This is a genomic window from Cesiribacter sp. SM1, assembly GCF_020178975.1.
GTDB lineage: Bacteria > Bacteroidota > Bacteroidia > Cytophagales > Cyclobacteriaceae > Cesiribacter.
In genome coordinates this window covers 31,230-53,881 of the sequence record NZ_JAHXBU010000042.1, presented here as the reverse complement: position 1 = coordinate 53,881, position 22,652 = coordinate 31,230, and the positions used below count along the sequence as shown (strand labels likewise).

14 protein-coding genes are annotated in these 22,652 nt (G+C 47.4%); 12 read left to right on the top strand and 2 right to left on the bottom strand.

What is annotated here, in order from left to right:
* Window positions 1-87: 87 nt before the first annotated feature.
* Both KWJ01_RS06630 and KWJ01_RS06625 read left to right on the top strand, forming a co-directional pair.
* Window positions 88-1,191 carry a hypothetical protein gene (locus KWJ01_RS06630; RefSeq protein WP_224995645.1) on the top strand — a complete coding sequence of 368 codons (1,104 nt, stop codon included), beginning with the start codon at window positions 88-90 and terminating at the stop codon, window positions 1,189-1,191.
* A complete protein-coding gene (locus KWJ01_RS06625; protein ID WP_224995644.1) occupies window positions 1,188-2,993 on the top strand; it encodes an IPT/TIG domain-containing protein in 1,806 nt (601 codons plus the stop codon). The genes KWJ01_RS06630 and KWJ01_RS06625 overlap by 4 nt, the downstream gene beginning before the upstream one ends.
* Before the next feature lie 27 nt (window positions 2,994-3,020).
* Here KWJ01_RS06625 and KWJ01_RS06620 read toward each other — a convergent pair whose 3' ends face one another.
* Entirely contained in the window at window positions 3,021-4,199 is a 1,179-nt protein-coding gene (locus KWJ01_RS06620) for a serine hydrolase (RefSeq protein WP_224995643.1), read from the bottom strand.
* A 19-nt stretch (window positions 4,200-4,218) separates the two neighbouring features.
* Window positions 4,219-4,830 (bottom strand): hypothetical protein, encoded by a 612-nt coding sequence (locus KWJ01_RS06615; RefSeq protein WP_224995642.1) that lies wholly within the window; start codon window positions 4,828-4,830, stop codon window positions 4,219-4,221.
* Window positions 4,831-4,973: 143 nt separating this feature from the next.
* Between KWJ01_RS06615 and KWJ01_RS06610 the strand changes: the two genes are divergently transcribed.
* The 10 genes from KWJ01_RS06610 (at window position 4,974) to KWJ01_RS06565 (ending at window position 22,602) form a co-directional block, all read left to right on the top strand.
* Window positions 4,974-5,903 carry a LytTR family DNA-binding domain-containing protein gene (locus KWJ01_RS06610; protein WP_224995641.1) on the top strand — a complete coding sequence of 310 codons (930 nt, stop codon included), beginning with the start codon at window positions 4,974-4,976 and terminating at the stop codon, window positions 5,901-5,903.
* Window positions 5,904-5,924: 21 nt separating this feature from the next.
* On the top strand, window positions 5,925-6,794 hold the full coding sequence (locus tag KWJ01_RS06605; protein WP_224995640.1) for a LytTR family DNA-binding domain-containing protein: 870 nt from the start codon (window positions 5,925-5,927) through the stop codon (window positions 6,792-6,794).
* Between the two features lie 140 nt (window positions 6,795-6,934).
* Window positions 6,935-9,955 carry a triple tyrosine motif-containing protein gene (locus KWJ01_RS06600; protein ID WP_224995639.1) on the top strand — a complete coding sequence of 1,007 codons (3,021 nt, stop codon included), beginning with the start codon at window positions 6,935-6,937 and terminating at the stop codon, window positions 9,953-9,955.
* A gap of 456 nt (window positions 9,956-10,411) precedes the next feature.
* The gene (locus KWJ01_RS06595) at window positions 10,412-13,453 is read left to right on the top strand and encodes a TonB-dependent receptor (RefSeq protein WP_224995638.1); all 3,042 of its coding nucleotides are present in this window, start codon (window positions 10,412-10,414) and stop codon (window positions 13,451-13,453) included.
* Between the two features lie 12 nt (window positions 13,454-13,465).
* Complete coding sequence (locus KWJ01_RS06590) at window positions 13,466-14,857, top strand: RagB/SusD family nutrient uptake outer membrane protein (protein WP_224995637.1); 1,392 nt, start codon at window positions 13,466-13,468, stop codon at window positions 14,855-14,857.
* 10 nt (window positions 14,858-14,867) lie between these two features.
* Entirely contained in the window at window positions 14,868-15,386 is a 519-nt protein-coding gene (locus KWJ01_RS06585) for a DUF5004 domain-containing protein (RefSeq protein WP_224995636.1), read from the top strand.
* Window positions 15,387-15,398: 12 nt separating this feature from the next.
* Entirely contained in the window at window positions 15,399-16,202 is an 804-nt protein-coding gene (locus KWJ01_RS06580) for a hypothetical protein (RefSeq protein ID WP_224995635.1), read from the top strand.
* Between the two features lie 3 nt (window positions 16,203-16,205).
* Window positions 16,206-17,807, top strand: a complete 1,602-nt coding sequence (locus KWJ01_RS06575; RefSeq protein WP_224995634.1) for a SusE domain-containing protein — start codon at window positions 16,206-16,208, stop codon at window positions 17,805-17,807.
* Between the two features lie 214 nt (window positions 17,808-18,021).
* Window positions 18,022-20,490, top strand: coding sequence for a TIM-barrel domain-containing protein (locus tag KWJ01_RS06570; RefSeq protein WP_224995633.1), 2,469 nt, complete (start codon window positions 18,022-18,024; stop codon window positions 20,488-20,490).
* A gap of 225 nt (window positions 20,491-20,715) precedes the next feature.
* Window positions 20,716-22,602 (top strand): glycoside hydrolase family 13 protein, encoded by a 1,887-nt coding sequence (locus KWJ01_RS06565; protein ID WP_224995632.1) that lies wholly within the window; start codon window positions 20,716-20,718, stop codon window positions 22,600-22,602.
* Window positions 22,603-22,652 lie beyond the last annotated feature (50 nt).

Sequence of the window (22,652 nt, the reverse complement as noted above, 5' to 3'; positions counted from 1 at the left end):
CAGATTTTCAAGCGCTATATCCATTTGCTATCTATTGAGAAAATTGTGCCTGTTTCGAGCCAGGCAAAGCCCTGATCTATTGGTCTGATGAAACAAATTTTATTACTATCCGGCATTTTATGCCTGCTGCTTTGTAACAGTTATGCCCAGACCAATGGGTACATTGTGAAGGGAGATACTGCATATATACAGGGCAGGGTATCTGTTAACTACAGTGATCCTGCAGAGATAATTTTTTCTCTTAACAAAGAACATACAGAAACCTACACAGCCGATCAGCTCTCCGAATTTGGTTTCATGGATGGCAGAAAATTTCTGTCCAGAAAAGTTACCATTGATGGTGAGCAAAAATATGTTTTCCTTGAGCTGATAGAAGAGGGAGAAGCAGATCTTCTTTTGCTAACAGGCGGAGGTAACAGGTTTTATATAGAAGATAAGGATAGTGTGTTGCATAGCCTGGAAAAGGATGCTTACCATGCAGTGTTACAGCGGTACACAGCTGAATGCAGCAAATGGGCGCAACAGCATAAGTTAGTAAAGTACCGCAGGCAAGCCCTTTATGATTTTGTGCACCGCTACAATTCAAAAAAATGCCGGCAGCTGCCTTTCTCCAGTTTTGGTCCTGTTGCCAGGTATTCAAAATCCGGTATGTCGGTTAATGATGATGCCTTTGCGCCGAAACGATTCGGGAAGTACAAGATGATGTCTGAAGACCTGCAGTTCGGCTTTTTTATGGAAACTCCTGTGTGGTCGGTAAATAACACGGGTTTTATGACTGAAATCCTGTATGGCAGATCAGCTTATATGAAAGAACTAATGTCGGCCAGCGTAAACCAGGATATTAGCATAGAGATGGCGTACCTGAGCCTGCATGCAGCTCCCAAGTATACTTTTCATATTAATAAACACAGGCTCTATGGTTTTTTGGGCGGCAACCTCACCTATATGCTTGAGTCAAGCAGTGCTGTGTTCCAGGCAGACATTGCAGGTGATGTGATCAGACTGGAAAGTTATCCCTCACATATAAAATTGCCTGAATATAATGTTGCAGTAAATTATGGCGCCGGCTTCCAGTTCTTTATCAGGTATGATCACTACATAGCGCTGGAGATTGGTAGCGCCAGGTTCCTGAACAATGAAAAAGGAGTAAGCTTAACCAACAACCTGCTAAGCATTAAAGCCAACCTATGACCTCTGCGAACCCCATCCATATATTCAGCCTCCTGATTATCCTCTGTTTGTTCAGTGGCTGCGCTAAAGACAAAGACTTTCCGATCAAGAAAAGCTACCCGCTTATCAGAACAGAAGCACCTGTTAGTACCGATGGTAAGGCAGTAATGCTGTCTGCCAAACTGCTGTCAGAAGGAAATCAGCAGATTACCGATTATGGCTTTATCTGGGAGGGGAACGGAATAACTTTTCAGTATAGCCTCTTTAACAGCAAATCACTGCAGGAATTTGAACTGCTGGTAGATAGTGACCTTGAGAAAGGTGTGGAATACAGCTGCAGAGCCTTTGTTAAAACCACTGAAGTGTTGGTTTTGGGCAATAGTCTAAACTTTAGTAGCGAGGGAACTGAAAAGCCTGTAATCCTTGACTTTTTTCCCAAATCCGGCGGTACCGGCGACACCATTACAGTTATCGGTAAGCATTTTTCAATCAACAGAAACCGAAACAAAGCACTGTTGGGCAACGATTCTGCCTATATCATAAGTGCTGATTTTGATACGGTTAAGGTAATGGTGCCTGTTTCTATCACTAAGTCCGGTGGTGTTAAGATCACCATCGGAAGTGGCAGTACAATGGTTGTGAGCAGAGATGAGTTTATAATAGACGGACACCGGGTAACCAGCATCAGTCCCCGCAGAGGCATTATAGGCGAAACAGAACTTACCATATACGGAACAGGTTTCGATCCACGAATCACCCATAATAAAGTAATGATAGGCGGGCAACATGCATTTGTACTGGAAGCTGAGCCAACGCAACTGCGCATCAGGTTGCCTTACGATCTTCAGGTTGGTAATTTGCCGGTATCTGTAACTGTCAGAAACCAGGAATACACCCATGCAGAGACTGTTGAAATTATATCCAGGTGGCGTAAGTTAAATCCCTTTCCCGGGCAGGTACGGGTAGCAGGTTATTTTACTATCATAAATGGTATGGGCTACCACATTGGGGGTGCTGACCTGTATTGCTGTAATAACACTTTTGCCGATGTGTGGCAGTATAATTTTGATACTGACAGCTGGAAACAGCTGAATGATTTCCCGGGCCGGGGCAGGGACGATGCCATGGGCTTCTACCTGGGAGGAAAGCTTTACTACGGCACAGGTTCGCAACAAAGGTATGTAGACATCTGGGAGTATACGCCCGAGCTGGATCAGTGGAAGCAGCTGTCAGATTTTCCGGGTGCTCCAAGAAAAGGCTCCGCTGCTTTTACTTCCGGTAACTACGGCTATCTGATTTCCGGAAGTACCTCGGTCTCGCACAGCAACGAAATATGGCGGTACATGCCTTTAACAGATACATGGGAAATCGTAGGACGTACAACAATTTTCCGCATGTTCGATAGTCGTGATACTCATTTTACATATAATGGTGAAGGTTATATTATACCATTTAATTTTTCTGCAACTGCACCTGTTAAGCTGTATAAGTTTAACCCATGGGTAAAAGACTACTTTGAAGCGGTAACAACCGTGCCTTTTGACATATCCAGCAATTCGCAGCCAGCAATAAGTTTTGTACTGAATGATGTGTTGTACATTGGAGGAGCCACTTACGGCAGCGCTGCGGAGCCTAAAGTGTGGACCTACCACTTTAAAACAGGGGAATGGAAAAGGATTGAAAATTTCAGGGGAGGCATTACTACTATGAAGAAATCCTTCTCTTACAAGAATAAGGGGTATGTTGGATTTATGGTGAATGAAACAGAAGGTTTCAGGGAATTCAGCCCGGATATATGGGTGTATGATCCGGAAATACAATAAGGGTTTATATGAGATAAAATAAGTGGTTTATCGCTTAGCCTGTAGCGCCAGGTAATCACCTATCTCATTTTTCATTTCGTGGTACAGCATAAGGGTTTTTCCGCCAATTAAGGTACCATCTGTATTGCTGGCAATGAATATTGTGGCATCCTGTTCTTCGAAATACAGCAGCAGGGAAGCTCCCCCGAATACTGCCCCGGAATGGCCATACTGGGGTAATTCCTGGTATCTGTAAATATCAATGCCAAGCCCATAGTCATTGAAGGTGGCAGTTTTCATCTCATTGAAAGAATCCGTGGATATAAGCTGCTCCTTTACCAGTGCATCCATAAAGTAAACGAAATCAAGCGCTGAGGCTACCAGGCCACCGTCACCCAGTTCGCTGTAGATCTCCATTTTTGTGGGGAGGGTAACATTTTGCAATCTGCCATCGCCGTAGCGGTCAAGGTAATAGTTGGGCATGGGGAGGCCCTCCAGGTATTCGGGCTGAATTTTGTAATAAGTCCGTTCCAGGTTTAGGGGCAGAAAAATATGATCCCGCATCCAGGCTGCTTCTTCCTGCCCGCTTACATGCGCGATCATGAGCGACAGGAGCATGTAATTGTTATTGGAATAAGAAAAAGCAGTGCCTGGCTCAAATAGTAAAGGCTTATTGCAGGCATAGGAGAGGGCATCGCTGGCCGTCCAGCCCCGGGAAAGATTGTTGAACCACTGTAGCCTGAAGTGGGGGTTATCGATATAATCCGGAATACCCGAGCTGTGGTTCAGTAGCATACGCACTGTAATTCTGTCTGCGTTGCTGATGCCGGCAGTAACAGAAGGGGGGAGGTACTGGGTAATTGGATCGTCAAGCCGGAGCCTGCCCTGTTCCTGAAGCATCATAATGGCTGTTGCGGTATAAATTTTAGTAATGCTACCGCCGGCATGTACAAAACCAGGGCTGAGTTTAGTGCCGTTTTCTATTTTGGCAAAACCGCTGCTGCCTTCCCACACTCCTTCATCATCTTTAATGGCAACCACTGCAGCAGGTAAACCTTTGGCAGTATATTTATCCAGGATGGCCTGCAGATCACCGGCCCTGCTGTGATCTGCTTTGAAAGGCTGTGGAGTGGGTGGGGATAACAGCGCTTCTTCAAAAGTTTTATTGGTGCAGCTGGCCATGCAGCAAATCATCAGCAGCAGTATGAATGTATGTTGGGTTTTCATGTTCTGAATTTTTGTGTTGTTAAAATCTGATGCGTGTGCCGGTAGAAAGCTGTGAGTAGGGCAGTAGGGGAAATGCACTGTTGTATTGAATAAAAGCGGCAGCCTCGTAGCTGATGTAAGGTGTAAACACCCTGCCATTGGCTTGCCTGATGCGGTAGCCCATACTTAACGACACCGGGAGCAGCCAGTGTCCCTGGCGCTGATGGCTGCTTTTATTCCAGGAACCGTTCTCCAGCGCATAGTAGGGGTTAGCAGGGTTCGATATTGCCAGCGCACGCCCAATGCCTATGGCAATACCCGGCTCCAGTACATTGAAGAGCAGCGGCCGGTAAGCCAGCTGTGTATGGATGTAGAAGAACTGCTCATGCTCCCGATGATGCTGAAAGCCCAGGCTAAAGCTTTGCAGCAGACTTTGTGACTTGTTGTAGGCACAGTCGATTCCAATTGCACCACCCACATTTTTAAAGCTGCTGCCAAAGTTTTTAAAGGGCAGCCCATAAGACTGAAAGGTGATTTTGGCAGAATAAATAAAGCGTGAAGATGTGCCCTCCTGGGCGCTGGCAGCATGAGCTACCAAGCAATGCAGGCATATCATAGCCAGTAAGGTAGGGGTTTGAATGAGCTGTTTCATGTAAAATTCTTTTCTGCAATATTATGGCTTTGAGCAAGGCAAAATGCGGCTGTTAAGGCCTGTGGCAGCCTGTGGCCCTGAACGGACAGAAAATTAGGTTGAGCGGACAGCTGGTATTTGCCAGCGGTTAGTTAAATTTATCTATGAATAAGCATATTCGGCTGATGTTGCAACCTGCGCTTCTGATAGAACACCCCTCTGAGGCCACACAACAGGCTGGGCCTTATCCCGACAGGTGGATTAAGCTGCTGTGCATACCCCTGTGGGCTGTATTTTTCAGGCATATTGCTGAACCTGCCCGGCTGGCAGATCTGCTGATGAGCCCGCAGTACTATATAGATATTCTGTTCATACTCCTAGCTGCTGTTTTTTTGTGGCAGCTTAACCTCTCTATTGTCCGGTGGGCAGACCAGCGGTATTCCTGGGCAGCAAACACCACCCGCAGGCTGCTTGTGCAGGGTGGGCTGGCTTACGGCATTACTGCAGCCCTTATTGTGCTGCTTTCACTGTTGTACCATGGTTTTATGCAGCTGGAGCCACATGGGTTTAACGCCAGCTATCTGTTTCTGTCAGAGCTGCCGGTGAACCTCCTTTTTGTAACGATCATCCACATGATTTACACCGGTTTGTGGATGATCCGATACCATAAGCAAAGCGTGGCAACCCTAAACCGTGAAATAGAAAGGCTGGAGATGCAGGCTTTGGATACAAAGGAGGCAGAGTCAGAAGATGCATTTAAGCAGACGCTGCTGGTGAACCAGGGTAGGGGGCTGGTGCCCCTGGCTACAGCACAGATTGCATGTATTTTTACTGCAAATGAAGCAAGTTTTGCAAGAACCCTGGAGGGAAAGGCTTTTACGGTAGATGGCACGCTGGAGCAACTGGAAGAGCAGCTTTCGCCCCGGGAGTTTTTCCGCATCAGCCGCCAGTTTATTGTTCAAAGAGGGGCCATCAGGCGGGTGGAGGGAGAAAGTTCCGGCAGGTTGCTGCTGCACCTGCCCCCGGGAAACCCGGCAACAGTAACCGTAAGCCGCCGCAGGGCACAGCTCTTCCGGCAGTGGATGGAAGCCTGATACCTAGTTTAGTTTTGTACAATGCAGGCAATTATATACCCCGACCGGAAGCTCATGTTAGCAGGCATACCCCTCTGGGGTTTCCTGTTGCGCCATATCGGGGAGCCTGTTGGGCTTTGTACGCTTTTGTATGATGCACAGTACTACCTTGACCTTGGCTATGCAATAGTGGTGGCAGGGGTGGTGTGGCAGCTAAACCGGCTGCTGATTTTGCAGATAGACCGGCAGTACTCCTGGGCCAGCCATCCCCTGCAGCGATTTTTTGTGCAGGGCCCGCTGGCATATGCCCTTGGCTTTCTGTTTATGCTGCTAAGCAGTATTGTTTACAACCAGCTGGTTATTAAGCGCCCGGCAGGCTTTGATATCAACAATGTACTTTCTGCCGATTTACCGGGCATACTGCTCTTTGTTACTATACTCAATCTTATTTATACAGGTATGTGGATGGTGCAGTACCATAAGCATACCATTACCTTTCTGCAGCAAAAACTGGCGTATATAAAACAGGCGCAGGCAATACAGGCAGTGGAGGAGAAGCACAAGCCCGAAGCGCATAAGAAACTACTGCTGGTACAGCAGGGCAGTGCCTTTGTGCCGCTCGCGGCAACGCAACTTGCTTACTTGTTTAAAACTGGCGAAGGTATTATTGTACGATCCCATGATGGTGATACGTTTACCATAGATGGAACACTTGAACAGCTGGCAGGGCAACTTCCTGTGCAGGATTTCTTTCGCATCAGCCGCCAGTTTATTGTACAGAAGGGGGCTGTAAAGCGGGTGGAGGGAGAGAGCTCCGGTAGGTTACTGCTCTACCTGCAACCCCGGCACAGCAGCCAGGTAACCGTAAGTCGCCGCAGGGCGGGCGATTTCAGGCAATGGATGGAGGCTTAGGGTTGGCTGCTCCCCGTGGCAGCATGTATAAAACCGAAAAAACTATTAAATTTGAGATGGAGGAAAGACCTGCCTGCATTGCTAAAGCGATATTTAATAAATTCTGATTACTCCTTTCTGTAAAGTCCTCTGGTGTTAATATGAAGAGTCTAAGGCCTGTTAATGCACTGAAAGTAGGTTTGCCTGCGGTGGACAAGATTTGGACAGAGCGCTTCTGCAAATATACCGGCAGCTATTTTTTGCTGTGGGTAGCGATTTTTGTTCTGCTTGTATCTACACCCCTTGCTGTTCGTGCGCAGGAATCAACACTATCTTCTGATCAGTACAGGTACTACGACATCAATAAAATTCACTCCAACGAGGTAATCAAGGGCATTACCAAAGACGAAAAAGGCTTTGTATGGCTGGCAACCGACCAGGGGGTTTTACGCTTCGATGGCAACGAAACAGTACTGTTCTTCAAGGAGCTTCCCAGTCCCTACACCAAAAAATTTCTGAAAAGGAAAAACGGGCAGCTGCTGGTGCTTACTGATTATGGCATCAGGGAAATTATACACAACCAGGATACTACCTACTTCAGGCCATTGGAGGTTAAGGGAACGCCCCTGGCCGAGTCTCTTAACTATCCCAAATCAGTTTATGAAGATAAGGAAGGCAACATATGGATTGGAGAAGCAAATGCGGTTGTTAAAATCTCTGATGCCGGGTTCAAAAGATATTTTCTGGGGGCAAAATACCAGTCTATTAACTACCACCGATCCTTTTCGTTTGCAGAAGATGCTTTTGGCCACATTTGGGTAGCCCCCTACAACGGCAGGTTGCTGGCTTATAACAAAGCCGAAGATAAGCTGGAAGATGCAGGTGTTGAAGATTACCCTCTTACCGAAGTAACATCCATCGTTAGCCTGCGCGGCGATCATTTACTGATCAGTGGTAAAGAGGGCATTCTGCAGCTTAAGATCGACAGTGGAAAGAATATCCTGGAAAATGAGGGGATTGGAGGGCCTACTAACATTTCTACGTCCATACTTGTAGGTAATGTGCTCTATGCAGGCACCTGGGGAAATGGCCTTTATGTTACCAATACCGCTGAACCTGCTTACGAATTCAGGAAGCTAAACGCTCTTTCCTTCAGGGATGTGCTCGATTTTCATCACGATCCGGAGCATGACGAAATCTGGATTACCGGCAGTGAAAACATTGGTTTGCTAAAACCCACCGTGGTTAAGCCTCTGCAGGCTGTGGGAGATTCGCGTGTAGAATCTTTTACCTTCGACAGCACGGGCACCCTGTACTACTCAACCGGCGAACAGCTCCTGAAACTGGCCCCCGCACCAGGAGCAGAGGTAAGTGCGCTGCGTGCTGCAAATTCTACCTACTTCGATCGTATTGTGGCAGATGGTGATAAGCTGTGGATTGGTGATGCATTAGGCAGAATATCCTATTACGAGCTTAATGCTAATTATCTGCAGCTGGTGCGTGATAGTATATCGGGGCCAACCGTAACTTATATACTCAAAGACCGGGAGGACAATAAGTGGTTTACCGGGTTAAATGAGCTGGTAAAGGTTGATGCCCGTGGAGAGGTAGCTGTTTATGAGGAAGTGACAAATTCTGTGGTCATGGGCCAGTCTGCCAAGGGGCAGCTGCTTTGCGGCGGACAGGGGAGGGAAGGGTTCCTGTACCGCTACGAGCCCCGGGTAGATGTATTTGTGCCGCTGGAGGTGAAGTTCGATTTTGCTGCTACAGATAGAATCATAGTGAACGATATGGCCTTCGATAGCCTGGGAAATGCCTGGTTGGCTACAAGTGAAGGCTTGGTGCGTACAACAGAAAAAGAAGGAGCTGTTACTGCCGAACGAATTTCCCTGAAAGGTTTCGACATAAACGAGCCGCTTACTTCTATTGCTATTGTTGGTGAGCAGGTGTGGCTGGCATATCCTAATGCACTGGCTTTTTATCAAAACGGGCAGGTTGTGCTCTACACCCGTGAAAACGGGCTGCCCTCCAGGGTGTTAAAGGAAAGGTGTTTCAGGCTGCACAATAACAAGCTTTACGTAGCCACTGCAAAAGGACTTGCCCAGATTGATATTATGCATCCGATTTACCGCACAACGCCGCAGCCCCAGATAAAGGGAGTGCTGGTGAATGGGGATAAGGTTGCGTTATCGGCCAGCAGCCGGTTTACGTTTCCGCATGAGGCCAGAATGCAGTTTGACTTTGTAAGCCTTACTTACCCCGGTAATAATGTATTGTACCAGACCAGGCTAAAGGGAGCAGAAAAAAACTGGTCGGAGCCTACCCCCAACAGTTCCATATCAATCTTTGGTTTTTCAGAAGGTACCTATACGCTGCAGGTAAGGGCACGCGATATGGGCTATCTGTGGAGCGAACCTATGGAATTTACTTTTGTGGTAGCAGCACCCTGGTATAAATCGTGGTGGGCCCTGTTGCTTTTTATACTGGCAGGGGTGGTGCTGATCATGGCAGCCGTTAAGGTGTATCATTTCCACCTGATCAACCAGAAACGAAAGCTGCAAAAGATCATAGAGGAGCGTACACGCGAGATTAACCTGCAGAAGAACGAGATCATTGAGCAGAAAAATAAGCTGATCAGGCAGAAGGAAGAGCTTATTGAAAAGAATGACGCCGTTTATAAATCCCAGAAAGCCTTATCGGAAGCCGATCTTAAGTTCATGCACCTGAAAGAAAAGCAGCTGCAGGACCAGATTGAGTATCGAAACAAACAGATCACCACGCACACCCTCAACATCATTCAGAAAAATGAAATGATGCAGGAGCTCAGGAATCAGCTGGAGAAAAGTATCAAAGCCTCTAACGGCACGCCCCAAAACGAGCTCAGGAAAATGCTCAAGCTTATCGATGAGAGCTACCGCCTGGACAAAGACTGGGAAGATTTCAAGCTGTATTTTGAGCAGATCCATACCGGCTTTTACGCCAAGCTTAAGATCAACTATCCCGACCTCACCAACCAGGAGCTCCGTCATTGTGCCCTCATCAGGTTAAACCTGAGCAATGCCGAATGTGCCTCTCTGTTGGGTATTTCGCCCGCCAGCATTAAGGTTACCCGCACTCGGCTGCGTAAAAAGCTTGGCCTTGAAAATCACCAGAGCCTTACCGACCTGGTAATGGGTATCTAAACCGGTACTTAACAAACCACCCCCTAAATTTTAACAGGTTAACAAAGAGTTAACCTTGCTTTATAGCCCCAGAATCGAGGGATATCGGCTGTAAGAAAAACAGGCTTTTTTACCCCTTTAGATTTTTCTTTGTTAACCATTTGTTAACCTTTTGAATGCCCCTGATTCTTGTGAAATGGCTGTTTTGAGCTGTTTCAAGGGATTGTGTTAACCGGTAATCCATACACTTTTTCACTTCTCCTGTATACTTCTTGTACCCCCTTTTTTCTTGGAGGAGTCTTGCAGAGCTCATACATTTCATTCGATTGCACTAGCAGCTCAACCGATTGCAAGAACATGAATAAATTCCCTGATATATGACAGTTGACTTAAAACCAATCACGCTCAACTAGCACTTACAACCCTTCAGCTTTGGGAAGAGTGCAAAACTTTTACTTACACTAACCAATTCATCACATGAACAAAATTTTTACAAGAAAAGCCTTGCTCCTATGGCTGTTCGTCATGTTTGGTGCCCTCTCTGCCTGGGCCCAGGGGCGCACCATATCGGGTACAGTATCCTCTTTTACGGAAAACGACCCCTTACCCGGTGTAGCCATTCGCGTAAAGGGCACCTCTACAGGTACTGTTACAGATCTGGATGGTCGTTACCAGCTGGAGGTACCTTCTAACAATGCAGTGCTGGTGTTTTCTTTCGTAGGTTACAACACACAGGAAGAAACCGTAGGCAACCGTTCTACCATTGATGTGAAGCTGGCAGAAGATATTGAAACTTTAGGCGAAGTGGTGGTAGTGGGTTATGGTGTACAGGAAAAAAGAGAGGTTACCGGTTCAATTGCCAGAGTAGATGGAGGCAAAATTGCCGAAATGCCTACCCCCAGTTTCGAAGCAGCCCTGCAGGGCAGAGCGGCTGGTGTGCAGGTAATCCAGGGCAGTGGTCTGGCTGGCAGTGGCTCGGTTATTAAAGTTAGGGGCACCAGTGCCATCAGTGCCAGCGGCGATCCGCTGTATGTGGTAGATGGTGTACCGATTATTCAGGATAACTTTTTAGGCAGTAACAGGGGTGGAATGAACCAGAACCCCCTGGCAACGATCAATCCTGAAGATATCGAGTCGGTAGAGATTCTGAAAGATGCCGGTGCTGCCGCCATTTATGGATCCAGGGGTGCAAATGGAGTTATTCTGGTAACTACCAAAAGAGGCAAGTCTAAGAACGGTACTTTCAATTTCAGTACTGATCATGGTTTCTCTGCTCCGGCAATCAAACAGGATTTCCTGAACACGGCAGAGCTGATTCAGCTTCGGCAGGAAGCATGGGAGAATGATGGCAATATCGGCCCGGTGTGGCTGCCTAATCTTACAGGTCCCGAGTCTACCAGCGAGGAAAGAGCAGCGGCAATTGAAAAAGCGCTGCAAACCAATACCGACTGGTGGGATGAAACAACCAGAACTGGTTACCTGCAGGAGTACAACCTTTCCTATTCTAAGGCAAATGATTACTTAAGCTCATTTATTTCCGGTTCCTACAGCGATAATCAAAGCTTTTTGAAAGGCAACAGCTATGAGCGCCTTAGCGGACGTGTAAACCTGGATGCAAAGCTGGCCAAAAACTTCAAAGCAACACTCTCATCTTCAATCAGCAGGGGTATTAACAACAGGGTAGATGCTGCCTGGAGTGGGGGGCTGGGACAGGCCATGTCCACATCGCTACCTTATTACCCTGTTTACAATGATGATGGTACTTTCTATACCGTCAATAATCCTGTTAGAACCAGGGAACTGCTTGACTGGAGAGTAAGAGATTTACGAACCATCAACAACCTGACCTTTACCTATACGCCTGTTAAAAACCTGAACATCAGGGCTGTGGGTGGTTATGATTACCTGGATAGCAATGATGATACCTTTAGCCCCTCGGAGTTAAATGGCACAGAAAACAATACGGCTAACAGGTACAAAGTATGGACGGAGAACTATACTGTATCACTACAGGCCGATTATCTGCTGGAACTTGAAAACAGCAAGCTTACTTTATTAGCCGGTACAGAATACCAGGATAAGACCAACAACTTCAGGGATTACGCAATTGTAGGAATTGAAAATCCAATCTATGACGATGAGGGAGTAAACCTGAACCTGAACAGGCAGGATGTGGATATCACCAGGTTCTTCAGCTATTTTGGCCGTGCTACCTACACCATCAAAGATCGCTATGTATTACAGGGAATTGGCCGGGTAGATGCCTCCTCTACCTTTGGACCCGAAAATCAGTACGGCTTCTTCCCATCGCTGTCGGCTGCCTGGATCTTGTCAGAAGAGGGCTTTATGCAAAATGTTGAGCAGATCAGCATGTTAAAGCTGAGAGGCAGCTATGGACTTATTGGTACACCTCCGGGTGCCACCAACCAATACCGGGGTACTTATATTGTAGAGGGTAACAATCCTTATTATGGCAATGATGTAATCTACCCTGAAAGACTGCCTAACCCGGGCTTAAAGTGGCAAACCACTTATAACACCGACCTGGGCCTTGAGTTTGGCTTGTTTGGTAACCGCGTTACAGGTGAACTTGCCTACTACAACCGCTTAACCCAGGATGTGCTGATAAACCGTGCCAACCCGCCTTCTACAGGCTTTGGTTCATACTGGGATAACGTGGGAGAAATTAGGAATACAGGTATAGAGTTTGATTTCTCTTCTAAAAACCTGGTAGGTGATTTCACCTGGACAACCAACTTCAACATTGCACATAACAACAACGAAGTGCTTGACCTAGGCGACCTTACCCCGGATGCTGCAGGTGGCGGAACCAACGATACCCGTGTGGCAGTAGGCTATCCGGTAGGTGCTAACTACCTGGTACGCTTTGCAGGTGTTGATCCTGCAGATGGTTTGCCCATCTGGCTTGATGCGGAAGGCTATCAGACCAAGGAGTTTTCTCTTGATCACAGGGTAATTGTAGGCGATGTGCTGCCAGATTTTACCGGCGGTATCACCAACTCCTTTACTTATGCCGGGTTTGACCTGAGCTTCCTGTTCACCTTTACCAAAGGTGGTAATATTTACGATGGCTCTGCCAAACGTCAGCTGGGTAAAGTAACAGACTGGAACATGCGCAGCGAGATAGCTGACCGCTGGACCGGACCAGGCGACACGGATGCAAAATTTCCACGCCTGACCCTGGAAAACTATCCGGGCTTACCCGATGAGTGGCAGTATAACTCTACCCTCTTTCTGCACGATGCTTCCTATCTGCGTTTGCGCAACCTTAGTGTAGGGTACAACCTGCCAGCTTCAGTGGCTTCTAAAATTCGCGCCTCCACAGCCCGGATATCGCTTAGTGCCATGAACCTGCTCACCTTCACCAAATACCCTGGTGATCCTGAGATTGCCCGTGACTTTGAAAACCTGCAGGATAGGAACATGAGCCCCAACGTTACCTACCTGACAACTCCGCAGCAGCGCTCCATTACCCTGGGTGTTAATGTATCATTCTAAATAAGCATATCCATGAATAATAAAGTATATAAACTCCTTCTTGGAATGGCTTTACTGGTAGCCACTTCAGCATGTGAGCCAGACCTGACCGTACCACTGGTGGGTGAAATAACTGATGAGGAAGCACTTTCAGATCCTGCAGCCCTGCGCAAAACGGTAAACAGCATTTACCAGTTGCTGGGCAACGACAGAACCTATGGTGGCAGATTCCAGATAGCGAATGACCTTTTAGGCGAAGATATTGATGGCTCAACGCTCACTGGTGACTATGGTTCAATTTATACCAGAACTACCACCATCTTTGGTGATGTAAAAAATCAGCTCTACAGTGAACCCTATATTGCTATTTACAGGGCCAATGCAGTGCTGGAGAACCTCGAGATTGTAGAAAATCAGCAGGACAGAGCTGTATTGGAAGGTGAAGCTAAGTTTCTTAGAGCCATTGCTCACTTTGCCTTAGTTCGCTTGTTTGCGCAGCCCTATGTGTTTGGCGAAGAAAATTCACAGCCTGGCATCCCAATCCGCACCTCTACAGAATCATCTGCAGCGGTACGGGCAACCGTGGGCGAAGTGTACGAGCAAATTACCAGTGATCTGGAAGATGCAGCTGAATTGTTGCCATCAGCAAACGGACCTTTTGCTACAGAATGGGCTGCCAAGGGCTTCCTGGCTAAAGTTTATTTTCAAATGAACGACTTTGAAAAAGCTTATGCCAACGCCAATGATGTAATCGAGAACAGCCCTTTTACATTCAATTCCAGCAGTGATGAGTATAGCATAAGATTTTCTGATGAAGAAGAATCTTCAGAAATCGTGATGGCAATTTATTCTGATGATCGCAACACAGGCATCGGTGCTGAATTCCGGAACCAGTATAGGTCTGATGTTAGAATATCAAACCTAAGGGTGTCGCCCAGCCTGTACACACTGGCTACTATCAATGATTCAGATGCAAGAAGTGCCTGGTACGATAATGAGACTTACCCTGGCAATATTGTACTGACCAAGTATAATAAAGATTTCTTCAATGTACCCCTGGTGCACATTACTGAGCTGAAGCTGATCCGGGCAGAAGCTGCTGCGGAGCTGAACCAGAACCTGGATGTGGCCATTGCTGATGTGAATGATATCATCAACAGGGCTTATGGAGAGAACAGCAGTCGCCTGTTGCCAGCTAACGCTGCTGCCGCAGTAATCAAACAACGCGTGCGTGAAGAAAGAAGGCTGGAACTGGTAGGCGAAGGCGACAGGGGGCAGGAACTGAAACGCAGAGGTGCACTGGGGGAGAACATAATTGTACGTGGTGCTCCATACGATTGTCCGGGTGCAATTCTCCAGTTCCCGCAGGGTGAAATTGCCAATAGCCCTGGTTTTGTGAAAAATGTTGAAAGTGGCTGTAATTAAATTTAATCACATGAAATTAACGATAAATACCTTCCTGGGCATGGGCCTGATGCTGTTGGCCTTTGCCTGTTCTCCAGACGAGCCGGGACCGATTGGCGAGCCTGCGAATAAAGTAGAGCAAATCAATGGAACCTGGGAAATTACCAGGGTAATTCAGGTAGACATACCTGCTGAGCAAAAAGGATTTCCTTCAATAGCCAGAACCAAAGACATTACCGATGCCCTGCCTGGTATGTCTTACTCAGGCGCCACTTTTACTTTCGATGCAAACGGCACAACACCCGCTTCATTTGAAATTGATAAGAAAAACTCGCCCCTGCAGTTGCCTGCCTCAGGTACCTGGGCTTTCAACGATCCGGAGTATCCATCGGCCGTTGTGCTTACCTCCAATGGTACTGAGCAGGTGCTGGAGATTGCTTCTTTTGCGGAGGTTGAAGCCGGCGGAATTGTTTTCGAACTGGTACGATCTGCCCCAGAACGAGGACCCTATGTGCGCTATGAGTACTATTTAAACCGGGTGTCGGAGTAAACAGAAACTAAAATGAAAAAACTATTATATATCCTGCTTCCCCTAACGTTCCTGGGAACTTCAGCTTTTGCTCAAGCTGAAGCTACGGCAACTGTTTCGCCTGCTAATTTTACTGCTGTGGATGAAATCACCATAACAGTTGATGTAAGCACAGATGAAGACCTGAAAAATTACACCGGGGATGCATATTTGTGGCTTTGGATTCCCGAAGGTCCGGACGCACCTTCAAATATAAGTCCGGCAAACACTAATCCTGAGGCCACTGCCCAGGCAAAATTTACCAGGGTGGAAGGTCAGGAAGATGTGTATACCATTACACTTGTGCCTGCTACTTTTTTTGGTCTGCCGCCTGCACAGATTACTAAAATTGGGATAATTCTCAAGGGCAATGACTGGAGCCAGGGGCAAACTAAAAACTTTATTTATGATGTGGATCCCCTGGAATTTGTAGACCAGGTTAACCGCACTTTCCCCGACAGATTTGTTTCCGAAGATGTTGTTACCATTTTCTTCAACCAGACACTGGCTCAGGCAGGTCCTATCCAGGACATTGAGGCAGTATACATGAGTATAGTAGCCAGCGGTGTTGATGCTAACGGCACAGAAGTGACTGACATTCCGTTGAAGGCGCAGTTTGCAGGTCCGCTGCAGATGAAGCACGAAGTGGCGCAGATTTATTCTGTGTCGGTGCTGCCTGCTGCTTATTTTGAGGTACCGGCAGGTGTAACCCTTACCACGCTTAGCTATAGCTTCCACAACCAGGATGCCAGCATCTCTACCCCAACTTTCACCAGTGAATTCATAACCCAGGAGTAACCCATGAAAGCAATAACACTACATAAAACACTGGCTTTGTTTTTTGCGGCAACCCTAATGGTTGCCTGCGAAGATGACGCTTATGAATTTGAGCCTAAGGGTGAAGCATTAACTACAGCCGGCCTGGTATCTCCAGCAAATGGTTCTTCGCTGGTGCTTAATTCAGGTACACCAGAAGAAACAGTAACAATTAGCTGGAATGCGGCAAGGAGTGGCCTTGGCTCTACTCCAACCTATACCTTTATTGCTGCAGAAAGAACAGCTGGTTCATTGGAAAACCCGGAAATAGAGATTCAGGCCAATAATGAGGGGAAAGCAACCAGCCTTACCTTAACCCAGCAACAGCTTGATGCAGCGCTGGCCGAAGCTGGCTATGCAGCAGGGGAGATGGCCGAGCTGATGTGGAGTATTCGTTCCAGCATTCCCACTAACACTTCTATTGCTAATCCATACGAGATCGATATTCAGCGCTTTGGTGTAGGTATTGGGAGCATTAACCTGCTTTCTCCCCAAAGCTGGTCAGAGCTGACACTGTCATCTGCACGCGCAAACGAAACAATTACCATCAATTGGGAAGCCGCAGAGGTGGTGAATGGCGATGAAGTCACCTATGAATGGCAGGCAGTAACGCGTGGCGAAAGCTTTGATGAGCCTTTGATTGTATTGCCCTCAGATGACTACGGAACGGCTAACCAGCTTACCGTAACCCAGCAGCAGCTGGATGATCTGCTGGCAGAAAAAGGCTATGACGATAGTGAGAAAGCCGATCTTGAGTGGCGTATTAAAGCAACTGCCGATGGGTTTGTCAGCTATTCTGCAAAATCATTCAAGCTGTCGGTTACCCGTATGGGCGGGATTCTCTACAGGGTCTATCTTTCACAGCCTGTTCCTGAAGGCTACAATGTGTATGTTGCTGGAGCGCTTGGTTATTTTACCGGCACCGACTGGCAGGAGCCAGGTTCTAACCCTGCCCTGATGCTTGAGAAAGAAAGCGACCTGGTTTACACCATCACATTGCCTTTCCCGGCAGAAGACAGAACCATAGCCCACAAATTTGCCATTGCCCCTGTAGGAGGAAGCAGCTGGAGCCATGGTGAACAGCATGTAGACCCGGCAACAGGCAATTGTAACAATGCTGATAACCGTTCATTACAGTATACTGAGGGATTGGAGGCTGCCTACGCACTGATTGGGAAGTGGGAGAATATGAATGCACTTGAATGCCCCGAGTACATCACCTTTACGGTTACGGTGCCTGAAACAACACCTGCAGACAAGGATGTGTACCTTGCCGGTAACTTCGATCAGGTAAGGCCCGAGCTTGGCCCCTGGAACCAGCCTGGTACTGATCCTGTGCTTAAAATGAATAAAGTAGGTGATTTTACTTACTCACTTACCATTCCTGTTGCAACAGTAAGTGGTAACACTTTTCCTTATAAGTACTTCCTGGCAACTGCCGCTGCACCAAACTGGGGAAATGGCGAGCAGAAGTTCAATGCAGCCAATGATGGATGCGAAGGCAGGGACAACAGGTCCGCAACATTCGATCAGAGCAAAGTAATCAATGATGTAGTAACAGTTTGGGAAGGTTACTGTCCTTACTAAACCATTGGTATTGGCATGTTCATGCCTGCCAGTATATTAAAAGATGATTCAGCAGCAGGGGGAGCATTCATTCAGGCTCCTCCTGTAAATGCTGAAATGAACATGAACCTGTCTGTCAATCCTCACTTAGTACAGCAAATGCCTCTGTGGCAGTTGTGGCTAAGGTGAGCTGTTGAGCCTAAAACAAAAAAAGCTTATTAGATAATCATCTAAAATGATAAGATCATTAAAATATTATAGTGTGTTAGCCCTTAGCGTCTGTCTTAGCCTGCCGGCATGGGCGCAGCAGGAGAATCCTGTAAAAAAGGTGGGAAACATCAGTGATGTACAGATCAGTGATCAGAAAGTACTCCTCTCCACAGATAATGGCATCAATGCAGAAATAACTGCCTACAGTCCGTCCGTCATCAGGGTTCGGATGTCGGAGCAACCCCTAGCCGAAGATTTCTCCTATGCAGTGGTGGCTGCACCACAACAAATAAAGGTAAACATAACCCAAAACGACCAGCAGCTTAGCATCCAGACAGATTCACTCCAGGCCAGGGTGCAGAAAAATCCCTTCTCCATAGCTTTTTACACCCCAGATGGCAGGCTAATCAACCAGGATGAGCAGGGACTCACCACCTCCTGGATTGGTGAAGAAGTTACCACCTACAAAAAAATGCAGGAAGGAGAGCGGTTTATTGGCCTGGGTGAAAAAACCGGTGGTCTCGACAGAAGAGGCAATGCCTACACCAACTGGAATACCGATGCCTTTGGGTACAGCACCGGCCAGGATCCGCTCTACACCACCATTCCATTCTTCATTGGCATCCACAGCGGCCTGAACTATGGTATCTTCCTGGACAATACCTACAGGAGCAACTTTAACTTTGGTGCCAGCAATAACCGCTTTTCTTCTTTTGGGGCAGAAGGTGGCGAAATGGACTACTACTTTATTTACCATACCAAATTAGCTGATATCATCACCTCCTACACAGCCTTAACAGGCCGTATGCCAATGCCTCCGCTCTGGAGCCTGGGCTATCAGCAAAACCGCTATTCTTACTATCCCGAAACTGAGGTAATGCGCATTGCACAAACCCTGCGGGAAAAAAAGATACCGGCCGATGGCATTACCCTCGACATCCACTATATGGATGCTTATAAGCTGTTCACCTGGAACACTGAACGGTTCCCTGACCCGCTGCAGATGAACAAAAAGCTGGAGGATATGGGCTTTAAAACTACCATTATCGTAGACCCCGGCATAAAAGTAGAAGAGGGGTATGCTGCCTATGAAAGTGGCCTGAAGGAAGACATCTTCCTGAAATACCCTGACGGGCAAAACTACGCCGGCCAGGTATGGCCGGGCTGGACGCATTTCCCTGATTTTACCAGCGAAAAAGGCCGTGCCTGGTGGCGGGAACAGGTAAAACTGTTTGCTGACCAGGGCATAGACGGTATCTGGAACGACATGAATGAAATAGCCACCTGGGGACAAACCATGCCCGGCAATGTGCTGTTCGATTACGACGGTCACCTTACTACCCACAAGGAAGGCCGTAATGTTTATGGCCTGCAGATGACCCGCGCAAGCTACAATGGCGCCCGCGAGGCCATGAACAAGCGCCCCTTCCTGCTCACCCGTGCCGGTTATGCAGGTATGCAGCGCTATACTGCCAAATGGACGGGTGATAACCGCTCCGAAGACAGCCATATGCTCCTGGGCATACGTCTGCTCAATAGCCTTGGTGTGAGCGGTGTTTCCTTCACGGGTATGGACATAGGCGGCTTTACCGGTAACCCTTCTGTTGGCCTCTACGCCCGCTGGATTCAGTTAGGTGCCTTTACGCCTTATTTCCGCAATCACACGGGCGTAAATACTAAATCATCTGAGCCATGGGCCTACGGCGAAGAGGTAACCGAAATTGCCCGCAACTTTATCAACCTGCGCTACAGGCTGCTGCCTTACCTGTATTCTTCATTTTATGAGTCTACGCAAACCGGTCAGCCCGTAATGCGTACCCTGGCCATTGATTATACCCACGAGCCCCTGGTTTACAGCTCCGATTACCAGAACCAGTACTTCTTTGGCGAAGCCTTTATGGTGGCACCATTCGAGAGCACTACCAGCTTTGGTAAGATCTACTTTCCTAAAGGCAAATGGTACGAATTATTTACAGGTACAGTTGAGCAGGGCGGACAGGAAAAAATACTCCAGCTGTCTTACAACCGCCTGCCTGTGTATGTAAAGGAAAGCAGCATCATACCCATGCAGTCGCTGATACAGTCAACTGCTGAAATGCCAACAGATACCCTTATCATTCATGTGTACCAGGGCAGTGTGGCAAACCAGTTTGTATACTACGAAGACGACGGCGAGTCATTCGACCATGAAAAGGGCGAATTCTATAAAAGGGTAATCAGCTACGATCCGCGCAAAAAAGCGATCAGTTTTGGCGAGGCAGAGGGTTCCTTCAAGTCGAAATTTAACCACATTAAACTGGTGCTGCATGGCTTTGGAGATGGCGGCAGGTGGCGGCTGAACGGCAAATCAGCAAGCCCCAAAAGTAGTTTTGTATCTTTCATAGATCCGATATCGCGCTTCGATCCACAGGGTGTGTCAAATCCGATAGAAGGATATAATGTTAAAAGTATCGTGATCAGGAATGAGAACGGCAGGTTCTCCCTGACCTATTGATCTTTGAGTTGGTGAGGTTTAGAGCATCCGGTGTTTTGTGGTTGGTTTTACATAGTCCGGATGCTCTTCCTTTTCAATTTATGTTGCACTGGCAGAGGCAGTCTGCTACAATTCTTTCTGTCTCAAACTCAATAAAAAAAGCATTTGCTGTTTTGCGCTTCTGGATTACCAGGCAAATACAGCATTCGGGTAATCAAAGAACTCGGGAGCGAAATATTAATGAACATGAAACACGGTATTATACTTTTTTGCCTGGTCCTGAAGGGGATCATCCTGAGTGGATTGTCAGGCGCAGGACAGCTTTACGCACAGGTGCCGCAGCTGGAGAGGGTTGAGCCCGGCTTCTGGTGGGTGGGCATGAAAAACCCGAAACTGCAGCTTATTGTACATGGCGACAAAATCGCCTCCAGGGAAGTAAGCTTAAATTATCCGGGTGTTAAGCTGGCACAGGTACATAAGGTTGAAAACCCAAACTACCTCTTCCTGGACCTGGAGATAGCCCCTGATGCAGCGGCAGGCACTTTTCCTATCACTTTTACGCAAAAGGGCAAAAAGAAGCTTAGCTACCAGTACGAGCTGAAATCCCGTAATAACTCCCGGGAGCGCATCACTGGAGTAACCAACGAAGATTTTGTTTACCTGATCATGCCAGACCGCTTTGCCAATGGTGATAAAACCAACGATGTAGTGAAGGGGATGCAGGAAACCACACTCAGCCGCGATTCTATGTACTACCGCCATGGCGGCGACATACAGGGCATCATCAATAAGCTTGATTATTTAGAAGAACTGGGTGTTACCGCCCTCTGGCTAAACCCGGTGCTGGAAAATGATCAGCCTAGAACATCCTACCATGGCTATGCAAACACAGAGAACTATAAAATAGACCGGCGCTTTGGCTCAAATGAATTGTACCGCCAGCTTGGCAATGAGCTTCAGAAGCGCGATATGAAGCTGATCAAAGACCTGGTGCACAACCACATTGGCAGCCAGCACTGGATCATAAAGGACCTACCCTCCAAAGACTGGGTGCACCAGTGGCCCGAGTATACTAAAACCAGTTACAAAGACCAGGTGCTGTTTGATCCTTATGCTTCTGAGGCAGACAAAAAACAAATGATGGATGGCTGGTTCGACAGCCACATGCCTGATGTAGACCAGGATAACCCCTTCGTTCGGAATTACATTACCCAAAGCCATATCTGGTGGATAGAATATGCCGGTCTGGATGGTTTCAGGCTTGATACTTATGCTTATAACAATCCCGAATATATGGCAGAATGGGGCAGGGCCATTAAAGAGGAGTATCCGCAGTTTACCTTCTTTGGCGAAACCTGGGTGCATGGTGTTCCCAACCAGGTATACTTTACCCAGGGAAAAACGGTAAACCAGCCGCTGGATACAGAGCTTCAGGGTGTAACTGATTTTCAGGCTTTGTGGGGCATTAATGAGGCGCTCAATGGAGAGTGGGGCTGGACCAATGGAGTGAACAAGCTGTACAATACCCTTGCAGGCGACTACCAGTACCAGGATGCAACCCGCAATGTGGTATTTCTGGATAATCACGACATAAGCCGCTTTTATTCTGTAGTTGGCGAAGACTTTAACAAATTCAAATCAGGCATTGCCTGGCTCCTCACCACCCGCGGTATTCCACAGTTGTACTACGGAACAGAAATACTGATGAAGAACCATGCCGACCCCGATGGTAAAGTGCGTGAAGATTTTAAAGGCGGTTGGGAAGGCGACAAGGAAAATAAGTTTACGGCAGCAGGGCGAACCGAACAGGAAAACGAGGCTTTCAACTATGTGAAAAAACTTGCCAATTATCGCAAGCAAAACCAGGTACTGCAAACAGGCAAGCTTATGCAGTATGTACCCGAGGATGCTGTTTACGTTTACTTCCGCTACAACGAAGAGCAAACGGTAATGGTGGTAATGAACACAGCAGCCGAAGCGCGTAAAGTAAACACCAGCCGCTTTAGCGAAAGAATGGCAGGCTTTGGCAAAGCACATAACATTGTAACCGACGAAGTACTGAATACCAGCGATACCCTTACAGTACCTGCAAAAACCACCCTGGTGCTGGAGCTTAAAAAGCAGGCGGATTGAGGGTGTTATGCGCCGCTCGCTTGGGCCCTGGTTCTGCAAGATAAAAGTTG

Bases quoted from the DNA above. Each gene is read 5' to 3' on its own strand.
- KWJ01_RS06630 (WP_224995645.1), top strand. From the start codon at position 88: ATGAAACAAATTTTATTACTATCCGGCATTTTATGCCTGCTGCTTTGT.
- KWJ01_RS06625 (WP_224995644.1), top strand. From the start codon at position 1,188: ATGACCTCTGCGAACCCCATCCATATATTCAGCCTCCTGATTATCCTC.
- KWJ01_RS06620 (WP_224995643.1), bottom strand. From the start codon at position 4,199: ATGAAAACCCAACATACATTCATACTGCTGCTGATGATTTGCTGCATG.
- KWJ01_RS06615 (WP_224995642.1), bottom strand. From the start codon at position 4,830: ATGAAACAGCTCATTCAAACCCCTACCTTACTGGCTATGATATGCCTG.
- KWJ01_RS06610 (WP_224995641.1), top strand. From the start codon at position 4,974: ATGAATAAGCATATTCGGCTGATGTTGCAACCTGCGCTTCTGATAGAA.
- KWJ01_RS06605 (WP_224995640.1), top strand. From the start codon at position 5,925: ATGCAGGCAATTATATACCCCGACCGGAAGCTCATGTTAGCAGGCATA.
- KWJ01_RS06600 (WP_224995639.1), top strand. From the start codon at position 6,935: ATGAAGAGTCTAAGGCCTGTTAATGCACTGAAAGTAGGTTTGCCTGCG.
- KWJ01_RS06595 (WP_224995638.1), top strand. From the start codon at position 10,412: ATGAACAAAATTTTTACAAGAAAAGCCTTGCTCCTATGGCTGTTCGTC.
- KWJ01_RS06590 (WP_224995637.1), top strand. From the start codon at position 13,466: ATGAATAATAAAGTATATAAACTCCTTCTTGGAATGGCTTTACTGGTA.
- KWJ01_RS06585 (WP_224995636.1), top strand. From the start codon at position 14,868: ATGAAATTAACGATAAATACCTTCCTGGGCATGGGCCTGATGCTGTTG.
- KWJ01_RS06580 (WP_224995635.1), top strand. From the start codon at position 15,399: ATGAAAAAACTATTATATATCCTGCTTCCCCTAACGTTCCTGGGAACT.
- KWJ01_RS06575 (WP_224995634.1), top strand. From the start codon at position 16,206: ATGAAAGCAATAACACTACATAAAACACTGGCTTTGTTTTTTGCGGCA.
- KWJ01_RS06570 (WP_224995633.1), top strand. From the start codon at position 18,022: ATGATAAGATCATTAAAATATTATAGTGTGTTAGCCCTTAGCGTCTGT.
- KWJ01_RS06565 (WP_224995632.1), top strand. From the start codon at position 20,716: ATGAAACACGGTATTATACTTTTTTGCCTGGTCCTGAAGGGGATCATC.